At 64.3% G+C, this 25,328-nt stretch carries 22 protein-coding genes; 14 read left to right on the top strand and 8 right to left on the bottom strand.

Annotation, left to right across the window (positions count from 1 at the left end; all coding sequences use genetic code 11):
• Positions 1–41: 41 nt before the first annotated feature.
• The gene (locus tag AC1DZP_RS10405; RefSeq protein ID WP_457151469.1) at positions 42–467 is read left to right on the top strand and encodes a low affinity iron permease family protein; all 426 of its coding nucleotides are present in this window, start codon (positions 42–44) and stop codon (positions 465–467) included.
• A 41-nt stretch (positions 468–508) separates the two neighbouring features.
• Here the strand turns inward: AC1DZP_RS10405 and AC1DZP_RS10410 are convergent, their stop codons facing one another.
• Positions 509–1,375, bottom strand: coding sequence for an SDR family NAD(P)-dependent oxidoreductase (locus AC1DZP_RS10410; protein ID WP_477302063.1), 867 nt, complete (start codon positions 1,373–1,375; stop codon positions 509–511).
• 262 nt (positions 1,376–1,637) lie between these two features.
• Here AC1DZP_RS10410 and AC1DZP_RS10415 point away from each other — a divergent pair, with 262 nt between their 5' ends.
• Positions 1,638–1,919, top strand: a complete 282-nt coding sequence (locus tag AC1DZP_RS10415; RefSeq protein WP_477302065.1) for a hypothetical protein — start codon at positions 1,638–1,640, stop codon at positions 1,917–1,919.
• A 143-nt stretch (positions 1,920–2,062) separates the two neighbouring features.
• On the opposite strand, the gene AC1DZP_RS10420 is transcribed toward AC1DZP_RS10415, so the two are convergent.
• The gene (locus AC1DZP_RS10420) at positions 2,063–2,638 is read right to left on the bottom strand and encodes a TMEM175 family protein (protein ID WP_477302067.1); all 576 of its coding nucleotides are present in this window, start codon (positions 2,636–2,638) and stop codon (positions 2,063–2,065) included.
• A gap of 167 nt (positions 2,639–2,805) precedes the next feature.
• Positions 2,806–4,278, bottom strand: a complete 1,473-nt coding sequence (locus AC1DZP_RS10425; protein ID WP_477302069.1) for an MATE family efflux transporter — start codon at positions 4,276–4,278, stop codon at positions 2,806–2,808.
• Between the two features lie 137 nt (positions 4,279–4,415).
• Here AC1DZP_RS10425 and AC1DZP_RS10430 point away from each other — a divergent pair, with 137 nt between their 5' ends.
• Positions 4,416–5,204, top strand: a complete 789-nt coding sequence (locus AC1DZP_RS10430) for a L,D-transpeptidase (RefSeq protein WP_477302071.1) — start codon at positions 4,416–4,418, stop codon at positions 5,202–5,204.
• Between the two features lie 57 nt (positions 5,205–5,261).
• On the opposite strand, the gene AC1DZP_RS10435 is transcribed toward AC1DZP_RS10430, so the two are convergent.
• Complete coding sequence (locus tag AC1DZP_RS10435; protein WP_477302073.1) at positions 5,262–6,743, bottom strand: esterase-like activity of phytase family protein; 1,482 nt, start codon at positions 6,741–6,743, stop codon at positions 5,262–5,264.
• 309 nt (positions 6,744–7,052) lie between these two features.
• On the opposite strand from AC1DZP_RS10435, the gene AC1DZP_RS10440 reads away from it, so the two are divergent.
• The 4 genes from AC1DZP_RS10440 (at position 7,053) to AC1DZP_RS10455 (ending at position 12,251) form a co-directional block, all read left to right on the top strand.
• The gene (locus AC1DZP_RS10440; protein ID WP_477302075.1) at positions 7,053–9,464 is read left to right on the top strand and encodes a GcvT family protein; all 2,412 of its coding nucleotides are present in this window, start codon (positions 7,053–7,055) and stop codon (positions 9,462–9,464) included.
• Positions 9,465–9,473: 9 nt separating this feature from the next.
• On the top strand, positions 9,474–11,027 hold the full coding sequence (locus AC1DZP_RS10445; RefSeq protein ID WP_477302227.1) for a trimethylamine methyltransferase family protein: 1,554 nt from the start codon (positions 9,474–9,476) through the stop codon (positions 11,025–11,027).
• 98 nt (positions 11,028–11,125) lie between these two features.
• A complete protein-coding gene (locus AC1DZP_RS10450) occupies positions 11,126–11,881 on the top strand; it encodes a bestrophin-like domain (RefSeq protein ID WP_477302077.1) in 756 nt (251 codons plus the stop codon).
• Positions 11,882–11,936: 55 nt separating this feature from the next.
• A complete protein-coding gene (locus AC1DZP_RS10455; protein ID WP_095087016.1) occupies positions 11,937–12,251 on the top strand; it encodes a ferritin family protein in 315 nt (104 codons plus the stop codon).
• 43 nt (positions 12,252–12,294) lie between these two features.
• On the opposite strand, the gene AC1DZP_RS10460 is transcribed toward AC1DZP_RS10455, so the two are convergent.
• Positions 12,295–13,320 (bottom strand): LacI family DNA-binding transcriptional regulator, encoded by a 1,026-nt coding sequence (locus tag AC1DZP_RS10460; RefSeq protein WP_477302079.1) that lies wholly within the window; start codon positions 13,318–13,320, stop codon positions 12,295–12,297.
• A 198-nt stretch (positions 13,321–13,518) separates the two neighbouring features.
• Here AC1DZP_RS10460 and AC1DZP_RS10465 point away from each other — a divergent pair, with 198 nt between their 5' ends.
• The 5 genes from AC1DZP_RS10465 to AC1DZP_RS10485 all read left to right on the top strand — a co-directional run bounded on the left by AC1DZP_RS10465 (position 13,519) and on the right by AC1DZP_RS10485 (position 18,494).
• Positions 13,519–14,553 (top strand): Gfo/Idh/MocA family protein, encoded by a 1,035-nt coding sequence (locus AC1DZP_RS10465; protein ID WP_477302081.1) that lies wholly within the window; start codon positions 13,519–13,521, stop codon positions 14,551–14,553.
• Complete coding sequence (locus AC1DZP_RS10470) at positions 14,553–15,458, top strand: sugar phosphate isomerase/epimerase family protein (protein WP_477302083.1); 906 nt, start codon at positions 14,553–14,555, stop codon at positions 15,456–15,458. Before AC1DZP_RS10465 ends, AC1DZP_RS10470 begins: the two co-directional genes overlap by 1 nt.
• 105 nt (positions 15,459–15,563) lie before the next feature.
• The gene (locus tag AC1DZP_RS10475) at positions 15,564–16,571 is read left to right on the top strand and encodes a substrate-binding domain-containing protein (protein ID WP_095087028.1); all 1,008 of its coding nucleotides are present in this window, start codon (positions 15,564–15,566) and stop codon (positions 16,569–16,571) included.
• 85 nt (positions 16,572–16,656) lie between these two features.
• Positions 16,657–17,454, top strand: coding sequence for an ATP-binding cassette domain-containing protein (locus tag AC1DZP_RS10480; protein WP_095087031.1), 798 nt, complete (start codon positions 16,657–16,659; stop codon positions 17,452–17,454).
• Complete coding sequence (locus AC1DZP_RS10485) at positions 17,451–18,494, top strand: ABC transporter permease (protein ID WP_477302085.1); 1,044 nt, start codon at positions 17,451–17,453, stop codon at positions 18,492–18,494. Before AC1DZP_RS10480 ends, AC1DZP_RS10485 begins: the two co-directional genes overlap by 4 nt.
• Positions 18,495–18,551: 57 nt before the next feature.
• Here the strand turns inward: AC1DZP_RS10485 and AC1DZP_RS10490 are convergent, their stop codons facing one another.
• Both AC1DZP_RS10490 and AC1DZP_RS10495 read right to left on the bottom strand, forming a co-directional pair.
• A complete protein-coding gene (locus tag AC1DZP_RS10490) occupies positions 18,552–21,215 on the bottom strand; it encodes an ATP-dependent helicase (protein ID WP_477302087.1) in 2,664 nt (887 codons plus the stop codon).
• Between the two features lie 81 nt (positions 21,216–21,296).
• Positions 21,297–22,325 carry a DUF2059 domain-containing protein gene (locus AC1DZP_RS10495; RefSeq protein WP_477302089.1) on the bottom strand — a complete coding sequence of 343 codons (1,029 nt, stop codon included), beginning with the start codon at positions 22,323–22,325 and terminating at the stop codon, positions 21,297–21,299.
• On the opposite strand from AC1DZP_RS10495, the gene AC1DZP_RS10500 reads away from it, so the two are divergent.
• Positions 22,315–24,630: a glucose/quinate/shikimate family membrane-bound PQQ-dependent dehydrogenase gene (locus AC1DZP_RS10500; RefSeq protein WP_477302091.1), complete on the top strand. Its 2,316-nt coding sequence runs from the start codon at positions 22,315–22,317 to the stop codon at positions 24,628–24,630. The genes AC1DZP_RS10495 and AC1DZP_RS10500 overlap by 11 nt on opposite strands.
• Positions 24,631–24,671: 41 nt before the next feature.
• Here the strand turns inward: AC1DZP_RS10500 and AC1DZP_RS10505 are convergent, their stop codons facing one another.
• Positions 24,672–25,106: a hypothetical protein gene (locus AC1DZP_RS10505; RefSeq protein WP_477302093.1), complete on the bottom strand. Its 435-nt coding sequence runs from the start codon at positions 25,104–25,106 to the stop codon at positions 24,672–24,674.
• Between the two features lie 64 nt (positions 25,107–25,170).
• Between AC1DZP_RS10505 and AC1DZP_RS10510 the strand changes: the two genes are divergently transcribed.
• On the top strand, positions 25,171–25,317 hold the full coding sequence (locus AC1DZP_RS10510; protein WP_477302094.1) for a hypothetical protein: 147 nt from the start codon (positions 25,171–25,173) through the stop codon (positions 25,315–25,317).
• Positions 25,318–25,328 lie beyond the last annotated feature (11 nt).

Genomic DNA, 25,328 nt, shown 5'->3' on the forward strand with positions numbered 1-25,328 from the left:
GGTGTTTCTCATGGCGCCGCTGCGTTGAGGGATTTCGACACATGGAAAAGCTTTTCACCAAGATCGCCAACTGGGTCGCCCATGTCACCGGCCTGCCGCTGACATTTGCCGCCTGCTGCCTGATCGTCGTCGTCTGGGCAGTGACCGGGCCGTTCTTCGGCTTTTCGGACACCTGGCAGCTCGTCATCAACACCGGCACGACCATCATCACCTTCCTGATGGTCTTTCTCATCCAGAACACCCAGAACCGCGACGGCGCGGCGATCCAGGCCAAGCTCGACGAGCTGATCCGCGTCAGCGAGGGCCACAACAACTTCATCGGCATCGAACATCTGACCGAATCGGAGGTCGAGGAGATCCGTGACAAATGCGAGCGTGCGGCCAGGCGGCATGACGAGAAGATCGCCGCCATGGCGGCAAAGAAGGCCGTGGCGCAGAAGCGAGGGCCGAAAAAGCACGCGGCCTGAAGAGTCCGCGGTTTAGTTCGGGATCAACCGTGCGGTCATGCTCATTGCTTCATGAACGCCGCGAAATTCTCCTTGTAGTCCGGATGCCAGCGCGACAGGGCCGGACGGTTCTCGATGATGTCGCCGATCGCCCAGGCCATGCGCTTTTCATCCAGCGGCCGCGCCGCCTCATTGTCCGGGCACAGGATGTAGAAATCGCCCCTGGTCAGGGATTCCAGCATGAAATCAATGACCTGTTCGCCGCTCCAGGCGCCAGCCGGTTTTTCCGTCGCGCCCTCGGTGAGGCCGGTAAAGGTGAAGCCGGGGATCAGCAGATGGGCGGCGAGATGGGCGCCGGGTTCGTTGCGCAGCGCGTGTGCCAAGCCTTCCGTGTAGGTCTTCACGCCAGCCTTGGAGACATTGTAGGCAAGGTTGCCGGGCGGCGTGGTGATGCCTTGCTTGGAGCCGGTGTTGACGATCAGGCCGGGCTTGGCCGAGGCCAGCATGCGCGGCGCGAAGGCCTCGACGCCATGCACGACGCCCCAGAAATTGATGTCCAGAAGCCGCCTCCAAGCATCGCGGTTTTCCCAGGGCTTTCCGGGGTTGTTGCCAACGCCGGCATTGTTCATCAGCAGCGACACGTCGCCGAAGGCGCCGAACGCTCTTTCGGCGAGACGGTCCACTTCGTCCGCGTTCGAAACGTCGGCGGCAACGGCAAGCACGGCATCGTCGCCCGCAATCGCGGAAACGGCGCGGGAGGCGTCGTCAAGGCGTGCGCTGCCGATGTCTGCCAGCACGATCTTCATGCCCATCAATGCAAGCCGCTTGGCGGCCGCAAGACCAATACCGCTGGCGGCGCCGGTGATGACGGCGGTGTTGCCCGGGCCAAGCGCGGGCAGGGCGGTCTGGATTTCGGCGTCGGTGATCATGGGCTATGGGGTCCTTCTTTCGATGGCGCAGAACTTAGCGCTGGAACGGGCCAGCGCAAGCCTCACTCGCACGTAAAGCGCATTGGGTTTGAAGGGATTTATGCGGCGCGCTTCGGGCCTTGTTTTCATGCATGTCGTCGTCCCAAAGCCACTGCGCCCATTCGGGCGACATGCATTGGCCTGGGTTGACCAGCCCGGCCGAGGCTGCGCATGTTGCCTCGGCAAAAGGAGACTTTTGCCGTGAGAGATGGAGATTTCCTGATTGACGGACTGGGTCGCAATTCTGAAGGAACAGGCCGCCACGGGCGATCAGATGAGCCGCGAGGTGCCGCAGATGCTGGCCAACCCCGACATCAGCGAAGCGCAGGTGAAAACGCTCTTTTCCGCGCTGGAGAAACAAGCCGAGTTCGTCGAGAAGCTGCGCATGGCACTGGAGAAATTCGGCCATGATTTCTCGATCATCAAGGCGGCGGAACGGCTGGAGGAGCGCTATGCCGACCTTGCCGCCTCGGTGGCGGAAAAGCTGAAGGCGATGCGAAAGTGAAGCAATTCCAGGAAAAGTGTGAAACGGTTTTCCGTCCGGAATTGCGTAAGACATAGGTAGAGAAATTCCAGGAAAAGTGTGAGGCGGTTTTCCCGGGAAAAGAACGTAGCGCTTTCCCTAGGAGTCGCGTCAGACAAAAAGCGCTATTTTTCGATCACCCGGGCGAAGCGCCTGTCCGGCACAAACCAGATCATCGCAACCAGCACATAAACCGCGACGCCGATCCACTGACTGACGAAGGTCAGCAGGACGCCTGCGATGTAGAGGCTCAGCGAGATCTTGCCCTTGCGGTCATTGCCCAGCGCCTTGGCAAAGGCGGTCTCGTTGCCATGCAGGCGATGCAGTGCTGCGGCCAGTATCGTATAGGCGACGGCGCATAGCACGAGATCGATGCCGTAGACGGCGACCGGCACCGGTGCGAAGTGGTTCTCGCCCATGAAGGCCGTCGTCACCGGCATCAGCGACAGCCAGAATAAAAGATTGAGGTTCGCCCACAGCACGCGGCCGTCGACGCGCTGCACGGTGTGGAACATGTTGTGCAGATTGTTCCAGTAGATGCCGACGTTGATGAAGGACAGCACATAGCTGAAGAAGATCGGCCACAACGGCAACAGGGCGGCAACATCCTCGCCATGCGGCACTTTCAGCTCGAGCACCATGATGGTGATGATGATGGCCACGACGCCATCGGTGAATGCCTCGACCCTGCCTTTGCCCATAAGTCCTCCCCCACTGTCGGCGAAATCTACGCGATGGCGGGACCGGCGGCTACCCGCCATGTGGCTGGGCGACCACCTCTGACGACGGGATGGGACAGGTGCGGTTCGGGTGGAGGAAGATCAATTCGCCGCCGTTGCAGGCGAAGTGTGGAGGTATCTTTTGTCTTTCAGCCGTTGGGCGTCTCGGGCGCCATATTCGCACGCTGGCGCGGCACGCCAAGGCCGGTATCCGGCGGCTCGCCGGCAGCCGGCCTGTCCTCGATCATGTGCAGGGTGCGCCAGCGGCCGAAGCGGTAGTAGGCCGCGGCCAGCACCAGCGAGGTGATCGAGCCGGCCGGGAAACTCCACCACAGCGCTTCCTCGCCGATCACGCCGCGCATGAAATAGGCGAAGCCGGTGCGCACAACCAGCACCGAAATCACCAGGATGACGAGCGGCGGCATCACAGCGCCGGTGGCGCGCACGGTGGCGAACAGCACGATGGTGATCCCGAACAGGATGAACGACCAGGACGCAACATTGTTGATGTGGGCGGCGATGTCGATCGCAGCGCTGTCGTTGCTCAGGAACAGGCTCAGCACCGAACGGTCGAAAACCCAAAGCACGGCAACCAATGCGCCGGTCAGCACCAGGTTGAAGCCGACACCGGAGGCGGCGATGCGGCCGATCCGATCCCAGCGGCCGGCGCCGACATTCTGCGCCGCCATCGAGGAGACCGCCGCACCGATGGCGAGCGCCGGCATCTGGATGTAGGTCCAAAGCTGCGCGGCGATGCCGTAGGCGGCGGCGACCTGCGAACCGTAGGAGTTGACGATGCCCATCACCGTCAGCGCCGCCACCGAGATGACGATCATCTGCAGGCCCATCGGCACACCCTTGAACACGATGATGCGCAGCAAGGCAGGGTCGGGCCGCAGCAGAGCGAGGTTGGCGCCGGCCAGCCGCAGCGGGTGCTTGCGCACATAGAGCACGATCAGAATGGCGATTGCGCTGACCGTCTGGCCGATCAGCGTCGCGGTGGCGGAGCCGGCGATGCCGAGTTCCGGGAATGGCCCGATGCCACGGATGAGCAACGGGTTGAACACGATGTCGAGGACGACGGCGAGCGCCATGAACAAAAAGGGCGTGCGTGAATCGCCGGCGCCGCGCAGCACGGTCATGACGAAGGACAGAAGGTTCATCATCGGCACGGCGACAAAGATGATGCGCAGATAGGAGCGCGCCAGCGGCAAGGCATCGGCCGGAGTGCCGAGCGTGTTGAGGATGGCGTCGACCCATATCCAGCCGCAGACCGCGAAGATGACCGAGATGAGGAAGAAGAAGGTCGCGCTGGTGCCGACGATGCGGCGCGCCTCGGGCAGGTCGCGGGCGCCGACCGACTGTGCCACCAGGATGGTGGCGGCCATGCCGACGCCGAACACCGTGCCGAGGATGAGGAACAGGACGAGGTTGGCGTTGGAGGTGGCAGTCAGCGCCGATTCGCCGAGAAAACGGCCAACCCAGACGGCGTTGATCGAGCCGTTGAGCGACTGCAGCACGTTGGAGCCGAGCACCGGCAGGGCGAACAGCAGCAGCGTCCGCGGGATCGGGCCACTGGTCAGGTCGCCGGTGCGCCGGCGCGTGGGCATCTTGTCGTCCATGGCAAGGCAACTCGACGAAGGCTTATGTCGGTCCGTGCCTTGATCTAATCATGTTCTCAAAGCTTCCGTAATCGGATAGTGGTTCTGGGCGCGTGGGGCGCGTTCCTTACTTGATCAAACTCGTAAGCCGGGGGTTCATGTCCGATATTCCACTGTGTTTTGAGCGCCTGAACAGGCGCGCGTTTCTCGGTGCCACCGCTTTGGGCGCGGCCTCCGTGGCTCTTTCGGCGTGCACCACGACGGAGGTGGTGATGCCACCTGTGGCGGCACCGCCAAGCGATCCGGCTTTCGGTGATGTCGCAACCATGTATGCGGCGCGCGTCGACGAGGGCTATCAACTGCCGGCGATCCCGGTGGCTAAGATGGATCCGAGGTTCGTGCGTCAGATCGTGTCCGACCCGACCGGAGAAAAACCCGGCACGATCGTCGTCGATGTCTCCGAGCACTTCCTCTATCTGGTGCGCGATGGCGGCAAGGCTATCCGCTATGGCGTCAGCCTGGGCAAGGCCGGTTTCGGATGGACCGGCAGCGCCGTGGTCCAGGCGAGGAAGAAATGGCCGGTCTGGACGCCGCCGCCGGAAATGATTCAGCGCCGGCCGGAACTGGCGAAATACAAGGACGGCATGCCGCCCGGCCCGCAGAGCCCGCTTGGCGCCCGCGCGCTGTATCTCTTCCGCGACGGCAAGGACACGATGTACCGGCTGCACGGCACGCCGGAGTGGGATTCGATCGGGAAGAACGCTTCGTCCGGCTGTGTGCGCTTCATGAACCAGGACATCATCGACCTCTACGGCCGCGTCAACGGCGTCGCGCCGGTCTTCGTGCGCGCGAACCTGTCGGCCGCCGCGAAGATCACCGCCGTGTCGAACAGGACTGCCGAGCCGATCGATGCGGGCGTACCGAAGGACGCGGAGATGTTACAGTAAGTTTGCCTTCACGATCCGTAGGCGGACGCGCTTGGCGCGTCCGCCTGGGTGGTGGCGTTACTTCTTGGCGAGGCCGGGAAGCGTGACCTGATAGACCGTGAACATGGTGTCGACATCGGCGCCGTCCTCGGCCTTGTAGGGTGCGCCGACCTGGAAGCCGTCCTGGGTGAGGAAGTCGTTGTCGTTGGCCACGAACAGGAAATAGTCGTCCGGCAGCTTGGGATCGAGCACGCTGACCACCGACATCGCCTCCCACTTTTCCGAGAGGTTGTTCTTGTCGTTCGGCGCGCCATTGTGCAGGCCAAAGCGGCCAAGTTCGCCCTTGTCGTTGAGGTCGATGAATGGCGTCAGCTTGGCCGGCGTCACCGATGGGTCGAGCACGCCCTTGGGCGCCACCGGCTTGTCGGCGGCGTCGAAGGCGCCACCGGCGATGTCGGTCGCGGCGGAGAGATCGACGATGTTGATCTGGCGAAGCAACGAGGTGTCGCCCTTCAACCCCTGGCCGCTGCCGCTGTCGCGGGTCAGCATCAGGAAGGTCTGGTCGGACAGGGCGACGATCTCGCTCTGCGCCGCCACCTTGGTCTTGCCCTTGGCATCCTTGAACACCGGCAGCGGCACGACATATTCGTGCGCCAGCTTGAGATGGGCGAGGTCGGAAGCGTCATAGACCAGCGCGCGCGTGTTCTGGCGCGTCGCGCCGGAATCGCCGCCATCCTGCCGGGGCGCCGACTGCAGCACGGCGATCAGGAACTTGCCGTCCGGCGTCATCGCCATGCCTTCGAGGCCCTGGTTGTTCTGTCGGCCGGTATCGGGATCCTTCGGATCGGGCTCGGCAGCACCCGGGCCGGGATTGTCCGAGGCGAAGTTCGGCGCGCCATGGCGCATCGGCACGAGGGCAGCCGGCGGCTGGGTCGCCGACAGCAGGCGGCCTTCGGCGGAAAACCGATAGATGTTCGGGCCGTATTCGTCGGAGATGAACATCGAGCCGTCGGCTAGCCGCACGATCGCCTCGTTGTCGAGCGCCAGCTTGCCGTTGGCCTCGGGCAGGATCGGCATGTCGCCGCTTGCTGCGCGCACGCCGTTGAGCGGGTCGAGGCCCGTGGCATCAGCACCCTTGTCGTCGGTCAGGAGCATGGTGTCGGCGAGTGTCGCCTTGACGCCGGACTGCTCCTTGCCGTGAGCGGGTGCCGCACCAGGGGCGGTCGGCGCGAACTCGATGCCGATCGTGTTGAGGCGCGGCCGGTAGTCGGTGGTGCCGACGACGTTGTAGCCGCGGTCCGGCAGCAGCCAGAGCGAACCCTTGTAACCGTCGGCGCCATGCGTCCAGCCGGCGGTGTCGATCGCCATGCCGGAACCTGAGCCAAACGTTTCGCCGAACTTGTCCTTCTGGCTGGCCGGGATGCGGCCGACGCCGACCAGTCCCTTGTTGACGAAGCTGATGCCGCCGACGGTCGCGGTGCTGTCGGCCAGCCCCGGCGTCAAGGCGGTGAACATTGCCAGCGCGACGCCGAGCGACGCGGTTCGGTGCAGGTGTTTCATGGATGATCCTCTTTGTAACAAAGCGTGCCGGAGCGGCCGATGGCGAAAAAGCTGAAAGAGGTGCGGCATCGATGATGCCGCGCGCGCCTCCCCGAAAGCGGTCTACGGCCCGAACATGATGCTTGCGTGACAGCGCGCAAGGCCTCCCCGTCAGCTTCTTTGTAAGCCGACAAAAACGTGTGGTCGCACGAAAGAATTGATCACTCCCTCAGGCTCAGGTCGACAAAACGAGGTGTGTGCGCATCGCACTAGACACATATGTCCAGTGCGTATATGGTGCAGCCTTCGGACTAACCGGGGAGGGAAGCCTTGAAGTCGCACTACCGCTCAGTCGTCATCGGGGGTGGCGTGGTCGGAGCCTCGGTGCTCTATCATCTGACACGGTTCGGCTGGAGCGATGTGGCGCTGATCGAGCGAGCCGAACTGACGGCCGGTTCGACCTGGCACGCGGCGGCCGGGTTCCACGCGCTCAATGCCGATCCCAACGTCGCGGCGCTGCAGGACTACACCATCAAGCTCTATCGCGAGATCGAGGCCGAATCCGGCCAGGACGCGGGCCTGCACATGACGGGCGGCGTCAACATGGCCAGCGATCCCCAGCGCTGGGAGTGGCTGAAATCGGCCTGGGCCGTGTTCCAGTCGGTCGGCATCGAAACGGCTCGCCTGGTGACACCGGAAGAGATCAAGGAGATCTGCCCGATCGTCGATGTCAGCGACGTGCTCGGCGGCCTCTATGATTCCAACGAAGGCCATCTCGACCCTTACGGAGCGACGCATGCCTATGCCGGCGCCGCGAAAAAGCGTGGTGCCGACGTGATCCTGCGCAACCGCGTGGTCGCGTTGAAGGCGCGTGCCGACGGGCACTGGGATGTCGTCACCGAGCAAGGCACGATCGTGGCCGAGCATGTCGTCAACGCCGGCGGGCTATGGGCAAAGCAGCTCGGCCGCATGGCCGGCGTCGACTTGCCGGTGACGCCGATGGAGCACCACTATTTCATCACCGAAGACATTCCGGAGGTTGCCGCTCTCGACAAGGAACTCGGTCTTGCGGTCGATCTCGACGGCTTTTCCTACCTCAGGCAAGAGCGCAAGGGCGTGCTGCTCGGCGTCTACGAGCAGAACCCGAAGCACTGGAACATGGATGGCGCGCCATGGGATTACGGCATCGAGCTGATCCCGGAAGACATCGACCGCATCAGCCCGGAACTGTCCAAGGCCTATGAGCGCTTTCCGTGCCTGAGGACGGCCGGCATCCGCAAATGGGTCAACGGCGCCTTCACTTTCACCCCCGACGGCAATCCGATCGTCGGGCCGGTGCGCGGGCTGAAGAATTACTGGCTTGCCTGTGGCGTCATGGCCGGCTTCAGCCAGGGTGGCGGCGTCGGCAAGTCGCTGGCCGAGTGGATGATCTATGGTGAGCCGCAGGCCGACATCTTCGGCATGGATATCGCCCGCTATGGCGCCTTCGCGGCCAACCGCGAATATCTCAGGCAGACGACGCGCCAGTTCTATTCGCGCCGCTTCGTCATGACCTTTCCCAATGAGCGGCTACCCGCCGGCCGGCCGCTGAAACGCCCCGGCGCCTATGACGGCATGACGGCGGCGGGATGCGAATGGACGGCGTCCTGGGGTCTGGAAATCCCGGCCTATTTCGCACCGATGGGGTTTCGCGAGAACACGACGCTGCGGCGTTCCAACGCCTTCAACATCGTCGGCGACGAGGCGCTGCAGGTTCGGCGTGCCGCCGGTCTCGTCGATATCTCGGCCTATGCGCGTTATGCGGTCTCGGGGCAAGGGGCCGAAGCATGGCTTGACCAGTTGCTTGCCTGCAGGCTGCCGAAGCCGGGACAGGCGAGGCTGGCGCCGATGCTCGGCCATGACGGGCGGCTGAAGGGCGACCTCACGGTCATCAACTGGGGTGGCGGCGACTATTGGCTGATGGGCTCGTACTATCTCAGGGAATTCCACATGCGCTGGTTCGAGAGCCATGCGGCGGAGGGGATCACTGTCACAGACCTTTCCGACACGATGAGCGGCTTCCTGCTGACCGGGCCGAATGCACGCAAAATCCTGGCGCGCACGACGCATCAGGACGTGTCGGGCGCGGCACTGCCGTTCATGGCCTGCGGGGCATTCGACATCGGTATGGTGCCCGCGCGGGTTGCCCGCCTTTCGATCGCCGGTGAGCTCGGTTTCGAGATCAGTTGTCCGGTCACCATGCATGCCAGCTTGCGCGAAACGCTGCTGGCCGCCGGCGAGGATCTCGGCCTTGCCGAGATCGGCTATTACGCGCTGAATGCGCTGCGGCTGGAGAAGAGTTTCGGCATCTGGTCGCGTGAATTCACCCAGGGCTACACACCCGATCAGGCCGGTCTCGACCGGTTCATCGCGTTTGGGAAGGGTGACTTCACCGGTCGCGAGGCGGCATTGAAACAGCGGGAGGGCGGCAGCGGCCAATGCCTGGTGACGCTGGAGATCGATGCCATCGACGCCGACGCCAGCGGCTTCGAGCCGGTCTGGCATCAAGGCCGGCGCGTCGGCTTCGTCACTTCGGGCGGCTATGGCTATACTGTCGGCAAAAGCCTGGCGCTGGCGCTCGTCGATCGTGATTTCGCAGGCGAGGGCACCGCGCTCTCGGTGCATGTCGTCGGCACGGAGAGGCCGGCGCGCGTCATCGCGGCCTCGCCCTACGACCCCGAAGGCAAGGCGATGCGGCAATGAGGAGGATTTCTGATGGATGACGCGGCACGTGACAGCAGGCGCGAGCGCCGGCGTGGACGGACGGGCGAAGCCGGCTCGGAAACCAGCCGCCGCCCCAATTACCGTTCGCTGAGGAACCCGTTCCTGCCGCAGCCGATCTTTTCGGATGATCAGGTTGCCGCCATCCACGACACGGCGCTGCGCGTGCTGGAAGAGCTCGGTATCAAGGTGCTGTTGCCGCAGGCGCGTGAACATTTCGCCCACGCCGGCGCCCTGGTCGATCCGGACACCGACATGGTGCGCATCGGCCGCGATATGGTGACGGCGGCACTGGCCTCGGCGCCGAAGTCGATCCATGCTCATGGCGGTGCTCACACTCGCGATCTGACGCTCGAACTCGGCTCGATGACTTTCCTGGCCGGATGCGGGGCGCCGAACGTCACCGATCTCGAGCGAGGCCGGAGGCCGGGGACGCTGGCCGATTTCGAGGATCTGATACGGCTGGTGCAGCATTTCGATGTGCTGCATATGCTGGGACCCTGCATCGAGCCGCAGGACGTCGACAACCGCTTTCGCCACTATGCGGTCAACCGTGCCCAGCTGACGCTCTCCGACAAGCTTCCGTTCGTCTTCGCGCGCGGCACGCCGCAGGTCGAGGACGGCTTCGAGATGCTGCGGTTGGCGCGCGGCCTGTCGGAGGACGAATTCCTTGCCGGCGCGCACTGCTACACCGTCATCAACACCAACTCGCCGCGCCAGCTCGACATCCCGATGGCGCAAGGCATCATCGATTTCGCCATGGCCGGGCAGATCTCCGTCATCACGCCCTTCTGCCTGGCGGGCGCGATGGCGCCGATCACGGTCGCCGGTGCGCTGACGCTGCAGCATGCCGAAGCGCTGGCCGGACTGACGCTGGCGCAGATCGTGCGGCCCGGCGCGCCGGTCGTCTATGGCTCCTTCTCCTCCAATGTCGACATGAAATCCGGGGCGCCGGCCTTCGGCACGCCGGAGCATGTCAAGGCGACGCTGGGCGCCGGCCAACTGGCGCGCTTCACCGGGCTGCCATGGCGGTCCGGCGGCGGCAGTGCGGCCAACATTTCGGACGCGCAGGCGGCGCACGAGACGCAATTCGCGCTGTGGGGCTCGGTGCTGGCCGGGGCGACGATGTGCATCCATGCCGCCGGCTGGCTGGAAGGCGGCTTGAGTGTTTCCTTCGAGAAGCTGGTCACCGATATCGAGGCGCTGCAGACCGTGGCTGAACTCTGCGCCCCGACGCCCGGCGACATCGATTCCATCGGCTTCGAGGCAATCGCCGAGGTACAGCCGGGCGGTCACTTCTTCTCGGCCGGCCACACCATGGCGCGCTACCGCACCGCGTTCTACGAACCGCTGGTCGCCGACTGGTCGAATTTCGGCAATTGGACGCAAGGCGGGTCGAAGACGGCGAGCGAGCGCGCCACCGGTGTCTGGAGACGGGCGCTGGCCGATTTCGTGCCGCCGGAATCGGCTATCGCGACCGCCGGCGTCCTCGACGCGTTCATCGCCCGGCGCACGCAAGAGGGCGGCGCAGCACCGGTGTCCTGAGGGCGGGCGCAGTCGCGCAAGACGCGTTACGCAGCTTTCGCGACGTGATCGGTGCCGGGGTCATTGGCAATCGGCGCATCCCGTGCAGAAATGGGCGCATGCGCGAAGCTTTGATCGCAGTGATGATCTTCCTGTGCCTGACAGCGGCGCCGCTGGCCAGCATGGCGATCTGGCCCAGGCTGCCGGTCAGACATCGCGACGAAGATACGAACAATGTGGTTCGGCTCGCCGCCAACCTGTTTGGAGTCATGACCTCGCTGGTGCTCGGCCTGATGATCAACTCGGCCAAGAACACGTTCGAATCGATCGATCACAACGTGCACGACTATGCGACGGAGCTGATCCTGCTCGACAGGACCTTGCGCGAGTATGGCCCGGAGACCGACGAGGCGCGCCAGCTGCTGGTCGTCTATGTGCAGAGGGTGGCGGGCGACGCTTCGCCGACGGGTGAAACTCCGGTCGTCGCCAACCGGCTGTCCGAACATCTGCTGACGGAGATCGGCACCCGGCTGAGGGCGCTGGAGCCGGCCGACGCGGCGCACAGCGCCCTTCTGCAGGATGCCGGTCAGCGTCTGCAGAAAGTGGTGGAGTTGCGATGGATTCTGATCGAGCAGTCGGAGGGCACGATCCCTGCGCCGCTGATCGCCATGCTGGTTGCGTGGCTGGTGCTGATCTTCGCCAGCTTCGGGTTCAGGGCACCACGCAACGCCATCACGGTTTCGACCTTCGTGGTTTCGGCCGTGCTGATCGCCGGTGCGATCTACCTCATCCTGGATATGGACATACCGTTCTCCGGCCCGATCCAGATTTCGCCGGCGCCCCTGCAGAGGGCATTGGCGGAATTGCAGCGATGATACGGAACCGGCGTCGATCCCGGGCATTCTGTGAGATGGCTCCACGGAGGACGACATGGGATTCGACCAGTATCACGAACCGCCTGAAGAACTGTCGCAGAAGGTGCGGACCTTTGCCCGCATGATCACCTCGCTGATCGAGGAGGCGGAAGCGATAGGCTGGTACGAACAGCGCATCTCGGTGGAGAAGGACCCGCAGGCCCGCGCCATCATGAAGAACGCGCAAGGCGAGGAGTTCAAGCATTTCGGCATGGATCTCGAATTCCTGCTGCGCCAGAAAAAGGATTGGCGGGCGGAACTGAAGGAAATCCTGTTCACCACGGGCGACATCGTCAAGGCCGGCGAGAGGGGTGAGAAAAAGGTGGATTGAGGCCTGATAGGTAGCGACCGATCTGACTCTGCTTTCGGCCAGATCAATCGCTGTCGCGCGCCACAAGCTCTAGCGGCCAGACCTCGCGCATGATCCGCGGACCCTCCGGGCCGGCGAAGGCCGGGATCGAGGCCAGCAGCATTTCAGCGAGCCGCTGACCCATCGGCTCCAGGGCAGGGCGGAAGGCGGTCAGCGCCGGCGAGAAGTAACGGCAGAGCGGCGTGTCGACGATGACGGTCACCGCCATGTCGTGCCCCGGCCTGATCCCCATCTCGGCCAGCGCCTTGCAACCGCCAAGCGCCATCGCGTCATTGTTGAAGATGATGGCGGTCGGCGGGTCCTTGGAGCGCATGACCTGCGGCGTCACCTCGTAGCCGCCGGCCTCGTTGATGAAGCCGGACGCGATCAGTTCGGGGTCCACTTCGATGTCGTGCCGCCGCAAGGCCTTGCGATACCCGTCGAGGAACAGATAGGCGAAATTGAGATCGAGCGACGGGCGGATGGCGGCAATGCGGCGGTGGCCGCGCGCCACCAGGCGGTCGACCGCGTCGGCACCGGCCTTTTCGAAATCGAGATCGAGCGAAGGGTATGACTTGGCTCCGGAGCGGCTGCGACCGAGCGTGGCGAACGGGAAGCCGACCCGGGTGAGATAGTCGATGCGCTCGTCCTCGCGCCGCGTCCAGGCCAGAACCACGGCATCGGCGCGGCGTGTCTCGACGACACGACGCAGGCGTTCCTGCTGGTAGTCGCCCGGCGCGCCCATGACCACGATCAGGTCGAGGCCGCTCTCGGCGAGTTTCGCCTGCAGCCCGATCAGGAAGGGAATGAAGAACGGCTCGCCATATTGCTGGTCACCCGGATGCGGCTGCAGCATGAAGGCGATCGAATGGGTGGCGCCCTGCCGAAGGCTGCGGCCGGACTGGTTCGGCGAATAGTTCAGCGTCCTGGCCGCCTCGAGCACGCGCTGGCGCGTGTCGGCGTTGACGTCGGCGCGGCCGTTGAGGGCGCGCGACACGGTGCCGATCGAAATGTTCAGGTGACGGGCAAGGTCATGAATGCTGGACGCCAAGTGACTGTTCTCCCCCTTGCTTGGCTAGCACCGGTAAGCGCTCAGGCCAAGGCGACAAGACAACTTTTTGCGAGCGACCAATTGACATTCTACACCTTCGGGTGTGTTCTCGTAAACGTTTACGGAAAAACGTTTACGGCCATGCCGTGAATGCCGTGACGATCGGTCTGGAGGGACCGAGCGGAGGAGGAGTGCTGGATGATCAATGTCGTCCTGGCCGGCTGCGGAGCGATGAGCAAGCAGTGGCTCGATGCCGTGAGGCAGATCGACGGGCTTTCCGTTGTCGGCCTTGTCGACCTCGACGCCGACAGGGCGAAGGCGAGGGCGCGCGAATACGACCTCACCAGCGCCGTCACCGGCACCAGCCTCGACGCGGTGCTCGACCAGACCAGGCCGGACGCAGTGTTCGATGTGGTGGTTCCCGCCGCCCGGCGTGAGGTCGCGTTCTCGGCCTTTGCCCATCATTGCCATCTCCTGACGGAAAAGCCGCTCGCCGACAGCCCCGAGAATGCGCGCGCCATCGTCGAGGCCGCGCGCCGGGCCGGGCGTATCCATGCCGTCGTCCAGAACCGCCGCTATGTCGCCAATGTCAGGCGTATCCGGCGCTTTCTCTCTTTCGGCGCCATCGGTGCCGCGACCAGCATCCATGCCGACTTCTTCGTCGCGCCGCATTTCGGCGGTTTTCGCGAGGAGATGGCCCACGTCCTGCTGCTCGACATGGCGATCCACACCTTCGACGCCGCCCGCTACATGGTGAATGGCGAGCCGGCCGGCGTCTATTGCCAGGAATGGGAGCCGGCGAGTTCCTGGTACCGGCAGGGATCATCGGCCAGCGCCGTCTTCGATCTCGGCGGTGGCAAGGTCTTCACCTATGCCGGCTCCTGGTGCGCCGCCGGCTTTCGCACCAGCTGGGAGAGCACATGGCGCATCGTCGCCGAGCGCGGCAGCCTGGTCTGGGACGGCAATGACGAGTTGAAGGCCGAGGTCGTCCTGCCAGCCCGTGAAGGCCTGTTCGACCGTACCGAGCCGATCGCCGTGCCGCCGCTCGATCCCGCCGACCGCGTCGGCGGACATCTTGGCATCATCCAGGATTTCATACGCGCGATCGAGACCGGCACCGAGCCGGAGACGCGCGGCGCCGATAACATCAAGAGCCTGGCCATGGTCTTCGGCGCTATCGAGAGCGCCGAGACCGGGCGCCGGGTGACGATCTCTTCGCAGGAAGGACAGTGATGCCAAACCCGCTTCTCGACATCAGGATCGGCACCATGGTGCGGGCCAATCTCGATGACCCGGCCGCCTATATCAAGGCGATCCTGCCGCTCGGTTTCGAGTGCATCCAGCCCTTCTTCTGGCAGACGCTGGGCGGCAAGGATCTGCCGCGGCTTGCCGGCCAGATCCGCGAGGCGATCGGCGATGCCGACGTCACGGTCTCCTCGATCGGCGTGTTCGGCAATCCGCTGGAGAGCGGCGAAGTCGATCGCGGCGTGCTCCAGGCCTGGGAAACGGTGATCGACAACGCGCATCTGTTCGGCACCTCGATCGTCAGCGGCTTCACCGGCCGCCTCCGTGGCAAGCCGTTGCCCGACAGCCTGCCACGCTTCAAGGAAGTCTGGGGTCCGCTGGCCAGGCGCGCCGCCGACAAGGGCGTGCGCATCGCTTTCGAGAATTGCGCCATGGACGGCAACTGGGCTGGCGGAGACTGGAACATCGCCCACAATCCGGATGCCTGGGAGCTGATGTTCAATGAATTGCCAGACGAGAATCTCGGCCTCGAATGGGAGCCCTGCCACCAACTCGTCTACCTGATCGATCCCCTGCCACAAATCCGCAAATGGGCGCCGCGCATCTTCCATGTCCACGGCAAGGACGCGACGGTGCGCTGGGATGTGATCCGCGAACACGGCGTGTTCGGCCGGCTGCCGTTCGTGCAGATGCGCACGCCGGGCTTTGGCGACAGCGACTGGACGCGGGTGATCAGCGAACTGCGGCTGGCCGGCTACAAGGGCGCCATCGACATCGAGGGCTGGCACGATCCGGTCTATCGCAACGAGTTGGAGATCACCGGGCAGGTACGCGCCCTGGACTATCTGAAGCAATGCCGGGGAGGTGCCAGCTACCTGCCTAACCCGGTGTGAGAGCGAGCCGGCGGGAGGTGCCGGCTGGCCAAGATTGCGGCGCACTGCCGAAGCGATCGTCGAAAACCCCTCGGCCTAGCCAGGGAAAAAAGGGAGGATAAGTGCATGAGCATGACGATGAGAAGGACACTTCTGCGCTCGACCATCGTGGCCGCCGCCACGACGCTCGCCGCTGCGATCTCGACCTTGCCGGCGCAGGCGCTCGACGCCCAATGGTGCAAGGACGTCCACATCCGTTTCTTCGTCGGCGGCGCCGAGGGCGACGCCTTCGGCACCATCGTCTACAATGGCGCCAAGCAGGCGGCAGCCGATCTCGGACCAAAGGTCGATTACATCTTCTCCGGCTGGGACGTCGAAAAGATGGTGCAGCAATTGCGCGAGGCGGTCGCGGTCAAGCCAGGCGGCATCGCCATGATGGGCCACCCCGGCGACGCGGCGATCATGCCGCTGGCCGAACAGGCGCATAAGGATGGCATCAAGATGATGTACCAGAACGTGCCGGTGCCGACGGTGACGGCGGCGTTCGGCGGCGGCTATGTCGGCGCCCAGCAGGAGCAGCAGGGCCGCGCGCTCGGCGCCGAGGCGTTCAAGCTGGCCAAGCTCAAGGCCGGCGACAAGGCGATCATGATCGGCCCGTTCGAAAATGAGAGTCGGGGCGCGCGCGAGCGTGGGACAGTCGCCGCGCTGAAAGAGGCCGGCATCGATGTCATTCAAATCAATTCTCAAACCGAATGGGCAGCCGATCCGAATCTCGCGATCCCGTTAATCACCGCCGCGTTGCTCAACAATCCCGACGTCAAGGCGGTCGGCTATCCCGGCGGGCAGATGCTCGGCAATGTGCCGACATACATGCAGGCCGCAGGGAGGAAGGCCGGCGACATCTTCAACTTCGGCTTCGACACCAGCCCGCAGATCGTCGAGGCCTTCAAGGGCGGCTGGGTACAGCTGACGGCCGACCAGCAACCGTTCCTGCAGGGCTATCTGCCGATCCTCAGCCTCTGCCAGCAGGTGGTGCTCGGTCTGGCGCCGATGAATGTCGACACCGGCGCCGGCTTCGTCACGGTTGAAAATTACGAGATCGTCGCCGAACTCGCCAAGCAGGCACTGCGCTGACCTCCCAAGCTGCCGGCCGGGGCTGAGCCCGGCCGGCAGGACCGCCGGCAGAGACGCTGGCAGCGACAACAGAGGTGAGGATCCGATGGCCGAACGCATCATCGAACTGCGCGATATCAGCAAGTCCTATGGCCAGGTCTATGCACTGGGCGGGGTCAATCTCAGCGTCGATCGGGGCGAAGTGGTCGGCCTGATCGGCGACAATGGCGCCGGTAAGTCGACGCTGATCAAGATCCTGTCCGGCGTGGTCAGGCCGACCAGCGGCGAGATTCTCGTGCGCGGAAAGGCGGTGACGGGATGGAGCGCGGCGCGTTCGCGCGACGCGGGCATCGAGACGGTGTTCCAGGACCGGGCGCTGGCCGTGCAGCAGACGATCGTGCGCAACATCTTCATGGGCCGAGAACTCACCGGCTTCCTCGGCTGGCTGAAGGTCAACAAGGAGATCGAGGAAGCCAGCCGGCTGATGCGCGAGATCGGCTTCACCTCGAAAGTGTTCACGCCGCAGTCGATCGTCGGCCAACTGTCGGGCGGCGAGCGCCAGGGCGTGGCGATCGCGCGCGCCATCTACAAGCAGGCGGAACTGATCATCCTCGACGAGCCAACGACGGCGCTGTCGCTGACCGAAACCGCCAAGGTCTTCCATTTCGTGCGCCAAGTGCGGGCGAGCGGCCGCTCGATCCTGTTCATCGGCCACAACATCCATCATGTCTTCGACATCGCCGACCGCTTCGTGGTGCTCGATCGCGGCAAGGTCGCGCTCACCGCCGACCGCAGCGAGGTCAAGTCGGCCGAGGACCTCATCAACTTCATGGAGGATGTCGCACATCCCGGCGGGCTGGCCGGGTTGCACGACACCGGCGACGCCGAGAGGGCAGTGCGATGAGCAAGACCATGGAACCCGATCTGCACGAGCCGTCCACCGCCATTCCCAGCCCACAGAAGGAGTGGAGACACCCATCCGATCAATGGCTGCGCGGGTTCATCCTCGACAACCGTGCTTCGCTCGGCACGCTCGGCGTGTTCATCGTCATGATGGCGGTGTTCATGATCGCCAACCCGACCGTGTTCACCACCTGGTATCTCTACAGTTCGGTGCTGACCACGCTGCCGGTCGCGCTGTTCGTGGTGGTGCCGCTGGTCTTCGTCGTTACCTGCGGCGAGATCGACCTGTCGTTTCCGGCGACGATGGGTTTTGCCTCATGGGTCTTCGCGCTGGTCGTGCAGGCCGGCTACGATCCGTTTCTCGGCATTTTGGCGGCGCTCGTCACCGGCATACTGCTCGGCTTCCTGGTGGGCTCCCTGGTGGTCTATGGCGGGCTGTCGTCGCTGATCGCCACGCTCGGCATGAATTTCCTGCTGCGCGGCCTGATCCAGATCATCAACGAAGGCAAGTCGATGGCGCTGACCAACCTTGCCGACAGCTGGGCCTATAAGATTTTCTCCAGCCAGGTTTATGGCATCCCGGTGCAGATATTCTGGGCCATCGCCTTCGTCGTATTGTCGGCGATGCTCTACAACCGCCACCGCTTCGGCGCGCAGGTGAGGGTGGTCGGCGACAATCCCGACAGCGCCCAGCAGATGGGCATCGACGTCAAGCGTGTGCGGGTGAAAGTATTCGTCTTCGTCGGCATCGGTGCGGCGATCGCCGGCACCTTCTCGGTGATGATCAACTTCACCTGGTGGCCGACCGCCGGCGACGGCTATCTCTTGCCGGTGCTGGCATCGGTGTTCGTCGGCGGTACGCCGACCTGGGGCGGCATCGGCACCGTCGTCGGTGGCGCCATCGGTGCGGTCACCGTGTCGTTCATCCAGACCGGCGTCGTGGCGGCGGGCCTGAGCGGCTTCTACGTGCAGTTCTTCAACGGGCTGATCATCATCCTGTCGCTGCTCGGCCACAAATGGAACCAGGCGCGGTATCGGTGACGGGTGGAGATTTCTGGCTGGGGCGGTCGCTTGTAGGACAACGGGGCAAGCGGCCGTTCACACCGCCGCGACGAACCCGTCCAGCACGCGCTTCTGGCCGGCCTTGTCAAAGTCGATCGTCAGCTTGTTGCCTTCGATGGCGGAAATGTTGCCGTTGCCGAATTTCTGGTGGAAGACGCGATCTCCGACGCTGAAGGCGGATGGCGTATCCGAGACGGATTTGGCGACCAGCTCGCCGTCGATGGTGCGGCCTTTGACACTGGTGCGGCCGGCGCCGTAGCCGGAGTCGGTCTCGCCGTAGCCGATGCGCTCGACCTGATGGCCGGAGCGCGAGCCCCAGTTGCGGTCGGTCGCTTCGGTGCGGTTTTGTTGCGCGCGCTGCCAGCCCGGCGTCGCATAGGTGTTGGAGAAGGCGCCGGATTTTTCGGTGTTGGCGCCGACATTGTCGAAGCGCGAGGCGCCATAGGGATTTTGCCGGCCACCGCGACCGGAGGCGAATGAGCCCCCGCCATAGGAATTGCCATAGCCGCCATAGCTGTTGCCGCTTTCGGCGACATCGACATGGGCTTCCGGCAGTTCTTCGAGAAAGCGCGACGGGATGGTCGACTGCCACAGGCCGTGGATGCGACGGTTGGAGACGAACCACAAATGCAGGTTCTTCTTGGCGCGGGTCAGGCCGACATAGGCCAGACGCCGTTCTTCCTCCAGCCCGGAGCGGCCGCCTTCATCGAGTGCGCGCTGGTGCGGGAACAGGCCTTCCTCCCAGCCGGGCAGGAAGACGGTCTCGAATTCGAGACCCTTGGCCGAATGCAGCGTCATGATATTGACGGCGTCGAGCTCGGCATTCTGCTCGGCGTCCATGACCAGCGCCACATGCTCGAGGAAGGAGCGCAGCGACTCGTATTCCTCCATGGAGCGGATCAGCTCCTTCAAATTCTCCAACCGGCCGGGCGCTTCGACCGAGCGGTCGTTTTTCCACATGTCGGTGTAACCGCTCTCTTCCAGAATGGTCTCGGCGAGTTCGGTGTGCGGCGTGGTCTCCAGCGCCTTCTGCCAGCGCTCGAAATTGGCCGCGACCTCGCGCAAGGCGGCGCGCGGCTTCGGCTTCAACTCGTCGCTTTCGGCGAGCTTGGCGGCGGCTTCCAGCATCGGCACGCGCAGCGCGCGCGCCGTGTCGTGTATCTGGCGGATGGTGGTTTCGCCCAGCCCGCGCTTCGGCACGTTGACGATGCGCTCGAAGGCGAGGTCGTCGGCGCCTTGCGCGACGACGCGGAAGAAGGCCAGCGCATCGCGTATCTCCATGCGCTCGTAGAAGCGCGGACCGCCGATGACGCGGTAGTTGAGGCCGAGCGTGACGAAGCGGTCCTCGAACTCGCGCATCTGGAACGAGGCGCGGACCAGAATGGCCATGTCGTTGAGATTGTGCTTCTGGCGCTGGTAGGCCTCGATGGTCTCGCCGACCGCGCGGGCTTCCTCCTCGGAATCCCAGGCGGCGTGGACATGCACCTTGTCGTCCTCTGGCTCGTCGCGGTCGGTGAACAGCGTCTTGCCGAAGCGGCCCTCATTGTGGGCGATCAGGTGGGAGGCAGCCCCCAGGATATGCGCGGTGGAGCGGTAGTTGCGTTCCAGCCGGATGATGGTGGCGCCGGGAAAATCCTTGTCGAAGCGCAGGATGTTGTCGATCTCGGCGCCCCGCCAGCCATAGATGGATTGATCGTCGTCGCCGACACAGCAGATGTTGACTTTGTTGTCGCTCACGGGCTGTTCCGCGCCTGCCGGCGCGGGCCCTCCGCGGGGGCCTCGCAACGGCTCGGACGGACGGTCGTCCTTGCGGCCTTCGGCCGACTGCAGGCCGGCGGTCGACGAAGATTGGCGCGACGGTGGCGGCCGCTGCGCCAGCAGGCGCAGCCACATGTACTGGGCGGTGTTGGTGTCCTGATATTCGTCGACGAGGATGTATTTGAAGCGCTTGTGATATTCCTTCAGCACATCTGGATTGGCGCGGAAGATGCGGATCGGATGACACAAAAGGTCGCCGAAGTCGCAGGCGTTCAGCGTCTGCAGCCGCGCCTGATAGGCCTTGTAGAGCTCGCGGCCCTTGCCGTTGGCGAACGCGCGTGCGTCGCCCTCGGCGATGTCGCCCGGGCCTTGTCCCTTGTTCTTCCATCCGTCGATCATCTGGGCGAACTGCTTGGCCGGCCAGCGCTTGTCGTCCAGCCCCTCGGCCTGGATCAACTGCTTGATCAGCCGCACGACATCGTCGGTGTCGAGGATGGTGAAGTCGGAGCGCAAACCGGCAAGCTCGGCGTGTCTGCGAAGCAGCTTAACTCCGATCGAGTGGAAGGTGCCGAGCCACGGCATGCCTTCGACATTGCCTTCGCCGATCAGGATGCCGATGCGCTGTTTCATCTCGCGCGCGGCCTTGTTGGTGAAGGTGACGGCGAGGATCTGCGAGGGGAACGCCTTACCGGTGGCGAGGATGTGAGCGATGCGGGTGGTGAGCACACGCGTCTTGCCGGTGCCGGCGCCGGCCAGCACCAGAACCGGGCCCTCAGTGGTTTCCACCGCCAGCCGCTGCTCGGGGTTCAGCCCCTTCAGATAGTCAGGTGCGTTGTTGTGGCCGCTGCGGGCAGCCATGGCGCGCGCGGCAATGCCCGACGGGGCCGCGGGCCGCGCATTGGGTTCATCGAAAAAGGGCATGTCTTCGGAAAAGCCGGACATCTCCCCCGAATGTAGTGATTCGGCGGCGAAAGGCCAGAAGTGTCTACGTTTTGTTCCGCCAAAGTGCCTGATACGGGCCGTTCAGGCCTTGCGGTAACCGAGGGCGACGAAAAATCGATGTCCGAAGGAGCGCGCCTCGTCCGTCATCACGGCGCCGAGAGCGACCTGCATCTGGTCGTAATAGTGGCTGCCGGCGGGCGATGTCAGGAAAGTCTGGTAGAGCTTGAGATCGTCAAGCGGCAGATCCCGGTAGATGTAGGCCACCGATGCCATGACGTCCGTTTCGATGTCATGGCGAAGGCCTTCGGATCGCTGACGCAGCAGGGCCATGATCTGGTCGTCGGGCAGGGGCTTTCCGGCCGCTCCCAGCATCTCGGAAAGCATTGCATAGCCCATGTTCAAGGCCACGGCTTCTCCGGTATCGACAGCGCTGAGATCGTCCACGAGCTTCTTGTACAGTGCGAGCCGAGCCGGATCCCTGGATGGAAGTTCGCCCAGGATCTTGGGACCTTCGATCGTCTTGCGTTGCCTTTCTTCCGGAGTTGACGCCTGGATTTCCAGTGCCGTGACTTGTTTACCGAGGGGCGACGCATAGAACGAGGCCAGGTCGGACAATTCACTGGCGGGCAGTTTGTCCGCCATTCGCGCTTCGATGGCTGCCTCCATCTTGTTCGCGTCAAAAGCGCCTTCCATGGCCGCCGCCAGGGCGTCCTGGACTTTTTGCGGCGGCGTTTCCGGCGCCGATTTCACGGCTGCGATGAAACCCGGACCGATAGCCATCAGCATCTCGTGAAAGCCGTTCGCCTTGTTGATCTCATGCAGCGTCTGCGCAGGCGCAGCCACGGTGAGAGAGACAAGGCAACAGAGTGCAAGCATCAGGCGCGTCAGCGGCGGAACGAACGACGTCATTTGCTTGCTCCTGCGGAGAGATGATTGAGACTGCTGGAAAACCCGACCGCAGGCAAGATGGATTGCCACCTTGGCGTGTGCGTCGCCTTGACAGGCGGGGCGGGCGGGAGAAAGCTGTGCGAAGGGCAGGAACGGGTGCATCGGGCTGTCCTTGGGCGTCGCAAAACGCAACAGTCGAAGGAGTATCATCTTGGCTGTCACCATCACCTCCCTCATCCTTTTCCTGATCGGTCTGGTGCTTGGCGGCGGCGGCATCCGCTTGGCTTCGCTGGGCGGCAGCTGGTACTATATTATCGTCGGCCTCGCCTTCCTGATCGCCGCCTGGCTGCTCTACCGGCGCCGGTCCACCGCGCTGTGGCTCTACGCGGCGATCGTGATCGGCACGCTGGCCTGGGCAGTCTGGGAAACCGGCTTCGACTGGTGGGAACTCGGCCCGCGCGGCGGCATCATCGTGCTGGTTGCACTGTGGCTGCTGACGCCGTGGGCGCGGCGGGGGATTACCGGCCCTGACGCACGCGCGCCGCTGATCCTTGCCGTGCTGGCGTCGCTGGCGGTCGCCGGTTATTCAATGACAGCGGATCCGAAGGACATTGCCGGCGAGCTCGACACCGACAAGGTGATCCCCAATGCCAATCTCGGCAACGATGTGCCGGCCGGTGAGTGGCACTATTACGGACGCACGCAGTTTGGCCAACGCTATTCGCCGCTCGACCAGATCACGCCGGACAATGTCGCCAAGCTGCAGCCGGCCTGGACCTATCGCACCGGCGACGTGAAGGGGCCGGACGATATCAGCGAGACAACGTATCAGGTGACACCGCTGAAGATTGGCGACACGCTCTACATCTGCACGCCGCACAATTTCGCCATCGCCGTCGATGCGGCGAGCGGCAAGGAGAAATGGCGCTACGATCCCAAGATCAAGCTCGACAAGGACCGCCAGCACCAGACCTGCCGCGGCGTGTCCTATTATGCCGATGCCGCCATCGCCGCCGGCCAGCCCTGTGCAAGCCGGGTCTACCTGCCGACCTCGGATGCGCGGCTGATCGCGCTCGACGCCGCCAACGGGCAGGTCTGTCCGGCCTTCGCCGAGGGCGGCACGCTGAACCTGCTGACCAACATGCCCTATCCGAAGTCGGGCTATTACTATTCGACCTCGGCACCGTTGGTATCGGGCGGCATGATCATCGTCGGCGGCGCCGTCAATGACAATTATTCGACGCAGGAGCCGTCCGGCGTCATCCGCGCCTACGATGTCAACACCGGCGCCCTGGTGTGGAACTGGGATTCCGGCAATCCGGACCAGACGACGCCTCTGGCGGCGGGCCAGACCTATACCGCCAACTCGCCCAACATGTGGTCAACGCCCAGCGCCGACGAGAAGCTCGGCTTGCTCTACGTGCCGCTCGGCAACCAGACGCCGGACCAGCTCGGCGCCGGGCGCAGCGACAATGTCGAGAAGTTCTCGTCCTCGATCACCGCGCTCGACCTCAACACCGGGCAGTTGCGCTGGGTGCGGCAGACCGTGCACCACGACCTGTGGGACATGGACGTGCCGGCGCAGCCGAGCCTGATCGACATCACCAAGGCCGACGGCACGGTGGTGCCGGCGCTGGTCGGGCCGACCAAGCAGGGCGACCTCTATGTGCTTGACCGTCGCACCGGCGAGCCGGTGGTTGCGGTCAAGGAAGTGCCGGCGCCCGGCGGCGCCATCGAGGGTGACCACAGCGCGCCAACACAGCCAGCGTCGGACCTCTCCTTCAATCCGAGGCCGCTGACCGGCGCTGACATGTGGGGCATCACCATGTTCGACCAACTGGCGTGCCGGATCGAATTCCAGGGCCTGCGCTACGAAGGCCGTTACACGCCGCCGTCGGTGCAGGGGTCGCTAATCTATCCCGGCAATTTCGGCACCTTCAACTGGGGCGGCGTCGCGGTCGATCCGGTGCGGCAGGTACTATTCGGCATGCCGACCTATCTGGCTTTCAAGTCGCAGCTCATTCCGCGCGATCAGGTGCCGCCGCCGGATGAAGGGCGCGGCAGCGAGCAGGGGCTGAACCGCAACGAGGGCGCGCCCTTTGCGGTGGTGATGGGACCGTTCCTGTCGCCGCTCGGCATTCCCTGCCAGGCGCCGCCCTGGGGCTATGTCGCGGGTGTGGATTTGCGGACCGGCACCATCGCCTACAAGCATCGCAACGGCACCGTCTACGACATGACGCCGCTGCCATTGCCACTGAAGGTCGGTGTGCCGGGCATTGGCGGACCGATGATCACCGCCGGTGGCGTCGCCTTCCTGGGTGCCGCGGTCGACGATTATCTGCGCGCCTATGACCTGACATCGGGCAAGCAGCTCTGGCAGGCGCGACTGCCGGCCGGCGGGCAATCGACGCCGATGACCTACACCGTCGCCGACGGACGCCAATTCGTGGTCATCGTTGCCGGCGGCCACGGCTCGGTCGGCACAAAGCCGGGCGACTATGTGATGGCCTACGCGCTGCCGAAGTAGGGAGCCTACTTCAGGACGTATTGTCTTGGCAGATCGACGCTTCAGCTGATCCCTAGATGGCTCTTCAGGCCGGGCACCGAGCCCAGCACCTCGTTGGTCAAGTCGGGGCCGGCGGCGGCCTCGGCCTGCTGGATCAGCGTCGCGCCCGCCTTCTGGATCTGCGCCATGTCAAGGCCGGATGCCTTGAGCGCCGCAATGCCGTTGACCAGTGCGCCGGCTTTCTCGCCGAGAACTCCGCCAAGCGCGCCCTGCAGCGAGGACAAAAAGCCGCCACCGCCGGCCGGAGCGGCGGCCATGACGTCATACTTCTGGGCCAACGCGTCGGCGCCGGGGATCTTCGCGAAGAACGAGGAGGCGCTGGTGCCTTCCGCCTCGTGCTCGAGCACCGAGAAAATGGTGCCGACGACCWTTTCCGTCGTCGCCTGGTCGAGACCGGCCTTCTGCGAAACTGTGTTCACGATGTCCTGTACGTCCATGACTTCACCTCAACCCTGGGTTTTCGTGTTTGCCGGATGGCGCTGATGGCTGCGGACCTTGATCATGGACCTTCGACTTGCGGCAACGATCGTCGCGCGCAACGCTGGAATGGCGGTCGCGGCAAACAGGAAGGCGGTTGCCAGGATTGGCGAGGGCATGGTCATCGGCGTCGTTCCTTTCCAGATCGGGCCTTTAAGATCAGGACCGTGACCGCGCCAAGG

It is taken from the genome of Mesorhizobium sp. P2_F8, from assembly GCF_056403655.1.